This window comes from Micromonospora sp. WMMC273 (assembly GCF_027460285.1).
Taxonomy (GTDB): domain Bacteria; phylum Actinomycetota; class Actinomycetes; order Mycobacteriales; family Micromonosporaceae; genus Micromonospora; species Micromonospora aurantiaca.
On sequence record NZ_JAPZBE010000001.1, the window covers coordinates 3468698 to 3480219 of the forward strand.

The window sequence follows — 11522 nt, forward strand, 5'->3', positions numbered from 1 at the left end:
CTCCTCGACCACTCAGTCGGGTTACCTGCCGGGGAGTTTTACAGGGCCGTAACGTGAAGTCAATCGGTATCGATAACGTTTTCGACATCGTCTTCGATCCCCCTGGAAGTGCCCTCTATCATCGTCGGCGTGGTGTTCCAGGAGCGCGTCAAGATGTCGGACGTGGCACGTACGGCCGGCGTCTCGGTGGCAACTGTATCGAAGGTTGTCAATGGTCGGTACGGCGTCGCGCAGGCCACCGTCGAACGCGTCCAGCAGGTGATCCACGAGCTGGGGTACGAGGCCAGCCTGGGGGCGCAGAGCCTGCGCAGCCACCGGACGAACGTGCTGGGCATCCTGGTCGCCGAGTTCGAGCCGTTCTCCACCGAGCTGCTCAAGGGCGCGTCCCGCGAGGTCGCCGGCAGTGGCTACCAGTTGCTCGCCTACTCCAGCGGTGACGGCGAGGGCGCGGCCATAGGGTGGGAGCGGCGCTCCCTGGCGCGGCTGTCCGGCACGCTCATCGACGGCGCCGTGATCGTGACGCCGACAGTGGTCGAGACCAAGCACGGCTTTCACGTGGTGGCCGTCGACCCGCACACCGGCCCGTCCGGCCTGCCCACCGTCGACTCCGACAACTTCGCCGGCGCGGTACTGGCCACCGACCACCTGCTGTCGCTCGGGCACCGGCGGATCGCGCACATCAGCGGCCGCCCCGACCTGGAGTCGGCCCGGCTGCGCGAGGCCGGGTTCCGCAAGGCGATGGCCGACGCGAGCGTGCCGGTGGACGAACGGCTCGTGCGGGTGGGCGGTTTCCGCACCGAGACCGCCGCCAGCACTGCGGCCGAGCTGCTCGCGCTCGCCGACCGGCCGACCGCTATCTTCGCCGGCAACGACCTCTCGGCCATCTCCACGGTTGACGTGGCCCGCGGCCTCGGCCTGCGCGTACCGGAGGACCTGTCGGTCATCGGCTTCGACAACATCCCCGAGTCGGCGCTCGTCGACCCGCCCCTCACCACGATCCGGCAGCCGCTGCAACGCATGGGCGCCGAGTCGCTGCGCCTGCTGATCGACCTCATCGCCGGCGTCGAGCGGGACACCCACATCCAGCTCCCCACCGAGCTGGTCGTCCGGGCCTCCTGCCACCCGCTGCGCTGACGCGCCGGCTCACCCTTCTCGCGCAGGTGATTGACGGACGGCTATCGGCGTCCGTAATGTTTCGGGCTACTTCCGGAAGGTTGATCGGAAGTTTCGGAAGCCGCATCGTCAGTCCACCCTGGCGCCCGCCGAACCGTTCCACGGCGCGGCGTCTCCGGCACCGCCACCGCCGGCCCCCGGGCCGCGCGCACCCTCCCGAAAGGAACGACCATGAAGCTGAGACGATGGCTCGCCGCCGGCGCCGTCGCCGTCGCGACCGCCACCGCCCTCAACGTCGTCCCCGCGACGGCCGGACGCCCGTACGACCCGGCCGCGCAGAGCCTGCGTGAGCTGGCCAAGCGCCACGGCCTGTACGTGGGCACCGCCGTGGACATGGCCGCACTCAACGACGCCTCCGAGCCGCGCTACCGCGAGCTGGCCGCGTCGGAGTTCTCGACCGTGACCGCAGAGAACGTGATGAAGTGGGAGAGCCTCGAGCCCACCCGGGGCACCTACAACTGGGGCCCGGCCGACGAGCTGGTCGAGTTCGCCCGCAAGAACAACCAGCGGGTCCGGGGCCACGTGCTGGTCTGGCACAACCAGCTGCCCGCATGGCTGACCAGCGGTGTCGCGGACGGCTCGATCAGCAAGGCCGAGCTGCGCCAGATCCTGCGCAACCACATCACCGCCGTGGTCACCCACTTCAAGGGCAAGATCTGGCAGTGGGACGTGGTGAACGAGGCGGTCAGCGACCCCTGGGACACCCCGTCCACCCTGCACTACAAGGGGTTCTGGGCGCAGAACCTCGGGCCCGGCTACATCGCCGACGCGTTCCGCTGGGCCCGCGCCGCCGACCCGAAGGCGCTGCTGTTCTACAACGACTACAACATCGAGGCGTTCGGCTCCGGCAACCCGGCCGACGACAAGACGCAGTTCGTCTACAACATGGCCCGTGACCTGCGGGCCAAGGGTGTGCCGATCGACGGCGTGGGCGCACAGGGCCACCTGGGCACCCAGTACGGCAACTTCAGCACGCTCCAGGTGGTCGCGGCGCTGCGCAAGTTCGCCGGGCTCGGGCTGGCCACGGCCCTCACCGAGGTGGACGTGCGCAGCCAGATCACCGAGGGGGTGGAGGCCGGCGACTCCGCGGAGATCAACCCGCGCCTGCAGGCGTCCGCGGCGGGCTTCAGCGTGCTGATGCAGGCCTGCCTGGCCGAGCGGCACTGCCTGTCGTTCACGCTCTGGGGCTTCACCGACAAGCACTCCTGGGTGCCCGGTGCGTTCTCCGACCCGCCGGAGGGCCTGGCCACCGTCTACGACGAGAACTACCAGCCGAAGCTGGCGTACCACGAACTGAAGGCCGACCTGATGTTCTCCGGTCCGCCCTACGTGCTGCCGCGCATCCCGCAGCACCCGCGCCGCTGACTGTCGCGCGGAGGGGCCGGCCTGCGGGCCGGCCCCTCCGTCGCGGTGCGCCACGGGATCACGCTCACGCCGCCCGGCGCCGGCCCAGTTCCGACTCCAGCCGTCCGATGAGCGTCTTGCGGGCCTTGCCGCCGCGTTCCCGGCGCAGCGCCGCGTCGAGCTGGCGGGTGTCGAGGTCGCGGACCAGTTTGACCGCCTCGGTCACCGGCAGCTCGTTGATCTGCTCGGCGGCGGTGGCGTCCCGGCGGGCCCGCTTCGCCGGGCCCGTGTTCGGCACGTACTGGCGGCCGGAACGCGACGCGCGGCGCTTGCGGGTGTCGGTGGCCCGCCGTTCGGTCTCCGACAGCTCCTCCCACGCCCGTTCAGGCAGGTAACGGCGCGTTTCGCCGCCGCTGCGGGCACGCGTGTCACCGCTGCGGGTCTGCCACTTCTCGCCGCCCCAGCGTTGCAGCGAGCGCTGCCGTGCGTCCTTCGGACCCTCGAATCCCCCGCCGGCCTTCTTGTACTCGTTCGTCAGCAGCTGCGACTTGCGGGCCGACCACTGCCCGGGCCGTCCGCCCTTGTCGGAGGCGCGGATCTCGGCCTTGAGGCGCTCCCGCAGTTCCGGCTCGGTGTACTTCGCCATGACGCAGCGTTACCCGGACCGGCAGCGGCCATGCCGGTCAGCGGGACGACGGCCGGTAGACCAGATCCATCGTGTCGCTGCGGCCGGACCAGTCCAGCCGCAGCCGCCAGCACCCGGCGGCCGGCAGGTCGACGATGGACGGCCCGGGCCCGCCCGCCACCTCCCGGACGACCGGGGTGTCCGTCCCGTCCCGCGTCGCGGTGATCACCAGCGGGGTCCGCGGTGCCGGCTCGGACCGGCCGGGCTCGGGGCGGGACACCCAGAGGATCTTGTTGTTCGCGCCGTCGCCGCGCGCGTGCACCAGCGGATACGCGAACAGGATCGCCACGATGTCGCCCCGGGTGCCGAAGACGTGCCGGATCCGGGTGTCGCCGGTGAACCCGGCATCCGCCCAGTCCGGCAGCCGGCCGGTCTCCAGTCGCTCGGCGCAGGCCGCCGGCGCGGCCGGTCCGGTGGCGGGCACGGTGCCCGTGGCCGGCCCGCCGGCCGGTTGCGCGGCCGGGCCGGCGGTGCACCCGGCCAGCAGCAGGACCGGCACCAGTAGGACTCTTCTCGGAACGGACATCCGGCCTCCCCCGTTGACGACTCTCGTCGACAGGACACCGCCCGGCGTCCCGAGGTTCCCGCCGCACTCACTCGAGCGAGGACGCGATGTCGAGCGCCTGCTCACGGGTCAGGTCGCCCTCCAGCCGGTAGCTCACCCCGGCCCGCTCCCAGATCAGCGTGGCGGCGGACAACCGCGCGGTGGCGACCCGTTCCGTGCCCGAGCGGTCCACGTACGCGAGCGCGTGCGGACCACCGACCCAGATCGCGAACTCGCCGCCGACGTGGGTGAGCGTCACGTCCGCCCCGAGGGACCGCTTGTGGAACACGATGTCGAGCGAGCCGTCGAAGGCGTCCAGCCGGACCGTCCCGCCCCGGTAGAGCAGGCTGGCGACCCGGTGGGCGCCGGTGCCGTCCGGATCGGCGACGAGCACGTGTTCCGGTGCGCCGAGCCGGGCCGGTACCCGGATCGGGAAGCGGACCTGCCGCTGTGCCTCGGCCAGGGCGATCTCGTGCTGCGCGGGCAGCGGCGACGGCGTACCGGTCGGCGGCAGGGCGGGCGCGGTGTCCACGACCACCCCGGAGAACCGCAACAGCCCGGTCACCGCGTCGGCGAGCGCGGCCCGCCCCGGCGGCAGCGCCGCCACGAGCACGGTGGCGAGCGCGGCGGCCAGCACGTACCGCCACCGGCGGCGCGGCGCGGGCACGTCGAGCCGGGCCCGCACCCGGGCGGTGAGGTCAGGTGTGCGCGCCGGCTCCAGCCAGCCGGTCAGATCCCGCAGCTCCCGTTCCAGGTCATCCACGGTGCGCCACCTCCCGATCCAGCAGGGCACGCAGCTTCGCCAGCGCCCGGTGGGTCCGCGACTTCACGGTGCCCCGGGCCACCCCCAGCACGGTCACCGTCTCGTCCTCGCCGAGGTCGAGCAGGTAGCGGCAGACGATCACCTCGCGGTCGCGGGCGGGCAGCCGGCGCAGCGCCCCGACCAGCTCGGCCCGGCGCTCGGCCGCCAGCACCGCGTCGAGCCCGTCCTCGGCGGTGACCGCCGCGACCGGGTCCGCCGCCGCCGCGCGCAGCGTCAGCCCGTCCCGCCGGATCCGCGTCCGGTGCAGGTTCCGGGTCTCGTTGGCGACGATCGCGAGCAGCCAGGACCGGAACGACGCCTCGGCCCGGTAGCGGGACAGTTTCCGGTACGCCTTCACGAACGCCTCCTGGACCACGTCCTCGGCGTCCGGACCGGCGCCGAGCAGCACCGCCGTCCGGTACGCGGACGCGGTGTGCCGGGCGACCAGGGCGTCGTACGCCTCCCGGTCGCCGGCGCGTACGCGGGTGACGAGGTCGTCGTCGTCCAGGGCAGCCTCCGCCGTCGGTCCGCTTCCATGACACCGCTCGGGGCGGCCGGGTTCCATCAGGCGTTTGACCGGGTGCCGGGCCGGAAAGAGTGGCGGGATGAGCTGGGCGAAAAGAGCCGTACCCGCAGCCGTCGCCGCCGTCGCCGCGCTGGCGGCGCGGGACCTGCTGCAACGCGACCACGCGCTGCGCCGCAACTTCCCCGTGCTGGGCCGGGCCCGGTACCTGATCGAGTCGATCGGCCCGGAGCTGCGGCAGTACATCGTGGCCGGCAACGACGAGGAGCGGCCCTTCACCCGCGACCAGCGGCGCTGGGTGTACGCCTCGGCCAAGCAGGAGAACAACTACTTCGGGTTCGGCACCGACAACGACATCGAGCACACCTCCGGCTATCCGATCATCAAGCACCGCACGTTCGGCCGGGCGGTGCCGCCGTCGGCGCCGACCGCCGGGCACGACGTGACGCTGCCCTGTGCCAAGGTGCTCGGCGCGGCGCGCGGCCGGGCGCGGGCGTTCCGCCCGGAGTCGGTGGTGAACATCTCCGGGATGAGCTTCGGCTCGCTGTCCGCAAACGCGGTGGAGGCGCTCAACCGGGGCGCCGCGCTGGCCGGCTGTCTGCAGAACACCGGCGAGGGCGGGCTGTCGCCGTACCACCGCAACGGCGGTGAGTTGGTCTTCCAGCTCGGCACCGCGTACTTCGGCTGCCGCGACGAGCAGGGCCGGTTCAGCCTGGAACGGCTCAAGGACCTGGTGGCGTCGGCGCCGGTACGCGCGCTGGAGATCAAGCTCAGCCAGGGTGCCAAGCCGAGCCTCGGCGGCCTGCTGCCGGCGGCGAAGGTCTCCGCCGAGATCGCCGCCACCCGGGGCATCCCGGCCGGCCGCGACTGCGTCAGCCCGTCCCGGCACGCCGAGTTCTCCGACTGCGACAGCCTGCTGGACTGGGTGGAGCTGCTCGCCGCCGAGACCGGCCTGCCGGTCGGCATCAAGTCCGCCGTCGGTGACCTGGGGTTCTGGGAGGATCTGGCCACGCTGATGCGCGACACCGGGCGCGGCGTGGACTTCGTGACCGTCGACGGCGGCGAGGGCGGCACCGGCGCCGCACCGCTGATCTTCAGCGACTCTGTCTCGCTGCCCTTCCAGCAGGGCTTCTCCCGCGTCTACCGGACGTTCGCCGAGCGCGACCTGCACGAGAGCGTGGTGTTCGTCGGCGCCGGCAAGCTGGGCCTGCCGGACAACGCGGTGGTGGCGTTCGCGCTCGGCGCCGACATGGTCAACGTCGGGCGGGAGGCGATGCTGGCGATCGGCTGCATCCAGGCGCAGAAGTGCCACACCGACACCTGCCCGACCGGCGTCGCCACGCAGAACGCGTGGCTGGCCCGGGGCCTGGACCCGGCCCGCAAGTCGGTGCGGGCCGCGAACTACATCCGTACGCTGCGCCGCGACCTGGTCAAGGTGGCCGAGGCGTGCGGCGTCGAGCATCCCGGGCTGATCGGCACCGACTCGGTGGAGATCCTCGACGGCCGGACCTCGTCGATCCCGCTGGACCGGGCGTTCGGCTACCGGCCGGAGTGGGGGATGCCGTCGGCCGCCGACCGGGCGGAGATCGTCCGGCTGATGACGGCCGAGGCGCCGCAGGGCGGCAGCGCGCCACCCTCCCCCACCGCCGTCGGCTGACCCGGACCGCGGGAAATCCGGTCGGCCGCCGCGCCGCCGCCGCGTACAGTCCGCCGCATGGCTGTGGACACCAGGCCGGCGGTACGCGCCGGCCCATTCCGGCTGCTCCCGCTGGGTGTGGTCTTCCTGACCGTCGGTCTGTCCACCGCCGTGGTGCTGCCGTTCCTGTCGCTGTTCCTCGACCGGGAGGTCCACGCCAGTCCGTTACGGGTGACCGTGTTCCTGGTCGTCGCCCCGCTGTCCGGGGTGGTCGCCTCCGCGCTGATCGGCCGGCTGTCGGACCGCCTGCCGATCCGGCGCGCGCTGCTTGTCGGCGCCGCGCTGGCCGGTGTGGTGGGCGCGGGCCTGACCGCGTACGTCCGCGACTACTGGATCCTGCTGGGGCTGACCGCGACCGCCACGGCACTGGCGAACTCGCTGTTCCCGCAGTCGTTCGCGTACACCCGGGCGCTGTTCGACAGGGACGATCCGACGCGGGCCGCGTTCGGCGTCAGCCTCATGCGTACCGTCTTCTCGTTCGCCTGGGTGGCCGGGCCGGCGCTGGCCGCGGTGCTGCTCGACATCGGCGGCTTCCGCCTGGTCTACGGCATGGCCGCCGTCATGTACGCGCTGGCCGCGCTGGTGGCCGCGTTCCGGCTGGAGGAACTGCCGCTGCCGGCGCGGCCGGTCGCGGCCGATCCGGGCGGCGCCGCGCCCGGCCCACCGGGCGCGTCCCGGCTGCGGCTGGCGTCGACGGCGCTCGCGTTCGTGCTGCTCCAGTGCCCGCTGACGGTCGGCGTGCAGGCGATGCCGCTGTTCATCGACACCGAACTGAACGACGATCCCTCCCGCGCCGGCCTGGTGCTGGGCCTGTGCGCGGCGCTGGAGATCCCGCTGATCCTCGGGCTGGGCGCGCTGACCGCGCGGGTCCGGCTGCGGCCGCTGATCCTGGTCGGCGGTGCCTGCGGGGTCGCCTACTACGCGACCGCCGCGCTGGCGCCGAGCGTGCCGGTCCTGCTGTTCGCGCAGCCGGTGAACGCGCTGTTCATCGCCGCGGTGTCCGGCGTCGGCATCGCCTACGTGCAGGATCTGCTGCCGGGCGAGCCGGGCCGGGCCACCACGCTGTTCACAAACACGTTCCCGATCGGCGCCATGCTCGCCGGGCCGCTGCTCGGGCTCTCCGCGCAGGTCGGCTACCGGTGGGCGTACGGCATGAGCACCGCGCTGTGCGCGGCCGGGCTGCTGGTGCTGCTGCTGACCCGGCCGACGGCCCGGGCCTGACCGGGGTCAGCGACGCCGCACCAGGACCACGTGGTCGATCAGCTCGCCGGTCCGGCCGTCCGGGCCGGTGGCGGTACGGCGCGCCGCGCCCAGCCGCTCGGTGTCCCAGCCGTCCGGGTCGAGGTTCATCGCGGCCAGGATCTCCTCCGGTTCGGCGAACCGGTGGTGGCCGGTGTCGGGCCCGGCCCAGGGCGGCGGCGCGCCGTGCTCGACCACGAGCAGCCGGCCGCCGGGCGCGACCGCCTCGGCCGCCGGGGGCAGCACCGTCTCCCGGGGCAGGACCAGCGGCGACTGGAAGAACTGCGCGGACACCAGGTCGTACCGGCCGGGCGGGAAGCCCTGGGTGAGGTCGTGCCGGACGGTGGTGATCCGCTCCGCCACCCCGGCCCGCTCGGCCTCCACGGCGAGGCGGTCCAGCGCGACTGACGAGATGTCCACGGCGGTGACCCGCCAGCCGCGCGACGCCAGCCACACCGCGTCGCCGCCCTCACCGCTGCCCAGGTCGAGCGCGGTGCCCGGGGGCAGCGTGCCGGCCACCTCGGCCAGGACCGGGTTGACCCGGCCGCTCCAGATCCGGTCCCGCTGGCCGTACCGCTCGTCCCAGAACCGGGCCGGGTCGGTGTCCGCCGCCGGGTGCTCGTGGTGGTGCCCCGTCATGTCTGCCTCCTCGCCGCCGGGCGTCTCCCGCCCGAGCCCCGCCATCGTGCGCCGCAACTCAGCGGACAGCAAGGGACCTTGCCGTTCCGGCAAACGAGCACAACTGCACGAGCAGGGGGTAGCGGACGGCCGGACGCCGCGCTACCGTCGAGAGCAGATACCCCCGGGGGTATAGCCGATCCGGAAGGAGAACGCCCATGCGCGAGGTCGACCTGACCACGTTCGCCACCGCCCACGCCGACGGGGCGACGGTCATCGACGTCCGGGAGACCGCCGAGTACCTCGGCGGCCATGTCCCCGGTGCCCGTTGTGTGCCGCTGGGTCATCTGCCCGCCCAGATGACGCAGGTGCCCCGCACCGGCCCCGTCTACGTGATCTGCGAGGCCGGCGGACGCAGCCGGGTCGGCGCCGAACTGCTCGAACGCGCGGGCATCACCGCCCTCTCGGTCACCGGCGGCACCTCGGCCTGGGTGCGCTCGGGCCGCCCGGTCACCGCGGGCAGCCGGCCGTGACCGGGCGCCCGGAGACGGCGGCCGCTCCGCGCACCGGATTCCTCCGCCGCCTGCTCGGCCCCCGCGTCGCCCGGGTCACCCCGGCGGAGGCGGCGGCGCTGTCCGGCGCGGGCGCGCTGCTGCTCGACGTCCGGGAACCCGCCGAGTGGCGGGCCGGACACGCCCCCGGCGCCCGGCACATCCCGCTCGGCCAGCTCGCGGACCGGCTGTCCGAGGTGCCGGCGGACCGGCCAGTGGTGACCGTCTGCCGGTCCGGCGCGCGGTCGCGGCGGGCGGCCAAGTTGCTCGCCGCGGCGGGCCACGAGGTGCACGACCTGACCGGCGGCATGCGGGCGTGGACGAACGCCGGGCTGGCGGTACGAGCCAAGGGCGGCAGGCCGGGCCACGTGGCCTGAGCAGACCCCTCATCACCAGGAGAAGGAGCACGGCCGATGTTGTTCACCCAGTAGTACTACCTCGACTGCCTGTCCCAGGCCTCGTACCTGATCGCCGACGACCGCACCGGCCGGGCCGTGCTCGTCGACCCGCGCCGGGACATCGACGAGTACCTCACCGACGCGAAGGCGCACGGCCTGACCATCGAGGGCGTCGTCAACACCCACTTCCACGCCGACTTCCTCGCCGGGCACCTCGAGGTGGCCGCCGCGACCGGCGCCTGGATCGGCTACGGGAGCCGGGCCGAGACCGAGTACCCGAGCCGCAAGCTCACCGACGGCGAACGGATCAGCCTCGGCGACGTGACCCTGGAGATCATGGAGACCCCGGGCCACACGCCGGAGTCGATCAGCATCCTGGTCTACGAGCGCGCCGACGACCCGGTCCCGTACGGCGTGCTGACCGGCGACGCGCTGTTCATCGGCGACGTGGGCCGCCCCGACCTGCTCGCCTCCTTCGGCGTGACCGCCGAGGAACTCGGCCGGATGCTCTACGACAGCGTGCAGCACAAGCTGATGGGCCTGCCCGACGAGGTGCGCGTCTTCCCCGCCCACGGCGCCGGCTCGGCCTGCGGCAAGAACCTGTCCACCGAACGGCAGTCCACCATCGGCGAGCAGCGCCGCACCAACTACGCCTGCGCGCCGATGAGCGAGGAGCGCTTCCTCGCCCTGGTCACCGGCGGGCAGCCGGCCGCGCCCGGCTACTTCGCCTTCGACGCGGTGCTCAACCGCAAGGCGCGTGAGCTGTTCGACCACGCCCGGCCGGCCCGCCCGCTCACCCCGGCCGAGTTCCTGGCCGCCCGGGCCGACGGCGCCGTCGTGGTCGACGCCCGCGACCCGCAGGAGTACGCGACCGGGCACCTTCGCGGTGCGCTCAACGTGCCGGCCGACGGCCGGTTCGCCGAGACCGCCGGCAGTGTCGTCGCGCCCGACCGGCCGGTGCTCGTGGTGGCTCCGCAGGACCGGGAGGAGGAGATCGTCGTCCGCCTCGCCCGGATCGGCTTCGACCGGGTGATCGGCTACCTGCGCGAGCCCGAGGGCGCCTTCCTGGAGATGGTCGCCGAGATGACCCGGGCGAGCCGGGTCACCGCCACCGAGCTGCGGGAAGCCCTCGACGGCCCGGACACCCCGGTCGTGCTCGACGTCCGCAACGCCGGTGAGCGGGAGCAGGGCGCCGTCCAGGGCTCCCTGCACATCCCCCTCGCCGAGTTGACGCGGCGCCTCGACGAGGTGCCGGCGGACCGGCCGGTCGTCGTGCACTGCGCCGGCGGCTACCGCTCCTCGGTCGCGGCCAGCCTGCTGCGCAACGCCGGGCACGCCGACGTGTCCGACCTGCTCGGCGGGTACGGCGCCTGGCAGGGCCTGCACGCCGCCGCGTGACCAGCAGTCCGGGCCGGGCGGGGCCCCCTCCCCCGCCCGGCCCGGGTCGTCCGGCGCCGTCAGGATTAGCACTCCCCTCGCATGGGCAGACAATTGTCATCGGACACGCGAACGAGGGAGCTGACGGCATGGCGAAGGGCGACATCGACACCTACCAGCAGGACGGGCAGTGGAAGAACCGCCCGGAGGGCAACGAGCGCGCGACCAGCCGCCACGACACCAAGGCGGAGGCCGAGGCGGCCGGCCGGGAGATGGCGGCCGAGCGCGGCGCCGAGCACGTGATCAAGAAGCAGGACGGCACCATCGGCGAGAAGAACACGTACCCCCGCAGCCGCGACCCCCGGGAGATCCCGGGCTGAGCACGCAGCGCAGGCAATATACGGCGCCGGACCCGCTCGGGTCCGGCGCCGTATCGCGTACCGGCGGGTAGTGAGTGGCTGGCTAAAAACTTTTGTTCGGTTCCTACAACGGTCCCCGCTCAGGCTTCGGCCGTTACGACATGGCGCCGCCCGCGCACAGCCGGAAAGGTGAGGCGAGCCGGGGGCATCGCC

At 73.4% G+C, this 11522-nt stretch carries 13 protein-coding genes; 8 read left to right on the forward strand and 5 right to left on the reverse strand.

What is annotated here, in order from left to right:
• Positions 1-129: 129 nt before the first annotated feature.
• Positions 130-1134 carry a LacI family DNA-binding transcriptional regulator gene (locus O7611_RS16300; protein ID WP_269697165.1) on the forward strand — a complete coding sequence of 335 codons (1005 nt, stop codon included), beginning with the start codon at positions 130-132 and terminating at the stop codon, positions 1132-1134.
• Positions 1135-1344: 210 nt separating this feature from the next.
• Positions 1345-2538, forward strand: a complete 1194-nt coding sequence (locus O7611_RS16305; protein ID WP_194799112.1) for an endo-1,4-beta-xylanase — start codon at positions 1345-1347, stop codon at positions 2536-2538.
• Positions 2539-2602: 64 nt separating this feature from the next.
• On the opposite strand, the gene O7611_RS16310 is transcribed toward O7611_RS16305, so the two are convergent.
• The 4 genes from O7611_RS16310 to O7611_RS16325 form a co-directional block, all read right to left on the reverse strand.
• Positions 2603-3163, reverse strand: coding sequence for a DUF5872 domain-containing protein (locus O7611_RS16310; protein WP_194799111.1), 561 nt, complete (start codon positions 3161-3163; stop codon positions 2603-2605).
• A 37-nt stretch (positions 3164-3200) separates the two neighbouring features.
• Positions 3201-3728, reverse strand: coding sequence for a hypothetical protein (locus tag O7611_RS16315; protein ID WP_194799110.1), 528 nt, complete (start codon positions 3726-3728; stop codon positions 3201-3203).
• A gap of 67 nt (positions 3729-3795) precedes the next feature.
• Positions 3796-4509: a hypothetical protein gene (locus O7611_RS16320; protein ID WP_269697166.1), complete on the reverse strand. Its 714-nt coding sequence runs from the start codon at positions 4507-4509 to the stop codon at positions 3796-3798.
• Positions 4502-5113 carry an RNA polymerase sigma factor gene (locus O7611_RS16325; RefSeq protein ID WP_269697167.1) on the reverse strand — a complete coding sequence of 204 codons (612 nt, stop codon included), beginning with the start codon at positions 5111-5113 and terminating at the stop codon, positions 4502-4504. The genes O7611_RS16320 and O7611_RS16325 overlap by 8 nt, the downstream gene beginning before the upstream one ends.
• A gap of 40 nt (positions 5114-5153) precedes the next feature.
• Between O7611_RS16325 and O7611_RS16330 the strand changes: the two genes are divergently transcribed.
• Positions 5154-6728 (forward strand): FMN-binding glutamate synthase family protein, encoded by a 1575-nt coding sequence (locus O7611_RS16330; RefSeq protein WP_269697168.1) that lies wholly within the window; start codon positions 5154-5156, stop codon positions 6726-6728.
• Between the two features lie 57 nt (positions 6729-6785).
• The gene (locus O7611_RS16335; RefSeq protein ID WP_269697169.1) at positions 6786-7988 is read left to right on the forward strand and encodes a sugar efflux transporter; all 1203 of its coding nucleotides are present in this window, start codon (positions 6786-6788) and stop codon (positions 7986-7988) included.
• A 6-nt stretch (positions 7989-7994) separates the two neighbouring features.
• Here O7611_RS16335 and O7611_RS16340 read toward each other — a convergent pair whose 3' ends face one another.
• Entirely contained in the window at positions 7995-8645 is a 651-nt protein-coding gene (locus O7611_RS16340; RefSeq protein ID WP_194799105.1) for a class I SAM-dependent methyltransferase, read from the reverse strand.
• A 197-nt stretch (positions 8646-8842) separates the two neighbouring features.
• On the opposite strand from O7611_RS16340, the gene O7611_RS16345 reads away from it, so the two are divergent.
• The 4 genes from O7611_RS16345 to O7611_RS16360 all read left to right on the forward strand — a co-directional run bounded on the left by O7611_RS16345 (position 8843) and on the right by O7611_RS16360 (position 11330).
• Positions 8843-9157 carry a rhodanese-like domain-containing protein gene (locus tag O7611_RS16345; RefSeq protein ID WP_194799104.1) on the forward strand — a complete coding sequence of 105 codons (315 nt, stop codon included), beginning with the start codon at positions 8843-8845 and terminating at the stop codon, positions 9155-9157.
• Between the two features lie 50 nt (positions 9158-9207).
• Complete coding sequence (locus O7611_RS16350; RefSeq protein WP_194799443.1) at positions 9208-9552, forward strand: rhodanese-like domain-containing protein; 345 nt, start codon at positions 9208-9210, stop codon at positions 9550-9552.
• A gap of 69 nt (positions 9553-9621) precedes the next feature.
• Entirely contained in the window at positions 9622-10971 is a 1350-nt protein-coding gene (locus tag O7611_RS16355) for an MBL fold metallo-hydrolase (RefSeq protein ID WP_269698110.1), read from the forward strand.
• A gap of 128 nt (positions 10972-11099) precedes the next feature.
• Positions 11100-11330 carry a DUF2188 domain-containing protein gene (locus O7611_RS16360; RefSeq protein WP_013286814.1) on the forward strand — a complete coding sequence of 77 codons (231 nt, stop codon included), beginning with the start codon at positions 11100-11102 and terminating at the stop codon, positions 11328-11330.
• The last annotated feature ends 192 nt before the right edge of the window (positions 11331-11522 follow it).

Bases quoted from the DNA above. Each gene is read 5' to 3' on its own strand.
- O7611_RS16360 (WP_013286814.1), top strand. From the start codon at position 11,100: ATGGCGAAGGGCGACATCGACACCTACCAGCAGGACGGGCAGTGGAAG.
- O7611_RS16330 (WP_269697168.1), top strand. From the start codon at position 5,154: ATGAGCTGGGCGAAAAGAGCCGTACCCGCAGCCGTCGCCGCCGTCGCC.
- O7611_RS16340 (WP_194799105.1), bottom strand. From the start codon at position 8,645: ATGACGGGGCACCACCACGAGCACCCGGCGGCGGACACCGACCCGGCC.
- O7611_RS16345 (WP_194799104.1), top strand. From the start codon at position 8,843: ATGCGCGAGGTCGACCTGACCACGTTCGCCACCGCCCACGCCGACGGG.
- O7611_RS16315 (WP_194799110.1), bottom strand. From the start codon at position 3,728: ATGTCCGTTCCGAGAAGAGTCCTACTGGTGCCGGTCCTGCTGCTGGCC.
- O7611_RS16325 (WP_269697167.1), bottom strand. From the start codon at position 5,113: ATGGAACCCGGCCGCCCCGAGCGGTGTCATGGAAGCGGACCGACGGCG.
- O7611_RS16305 (WP_194799112.1), top strand. From the start codon at position 1,345: ATGAAGCTGAGACGATGGCTCGCCGCCGGCGCCGTCGCCGTCGCGACC.
- O7611_RS16310 (WP_194799111.1), bottom strand. From the start codon at position 3,163: ATGGCGAAGTACACCGAGCCGGAACTGCGGGAGCGCCTCAAGGCCGAG.
- O7611_RS16335 (WP_269697169.1), top strand. From the start codon at position 6,786: ATGGCTGTGGACACCAGGCCGGCGGTACGCGCCGGCCCATTCCGGCTG.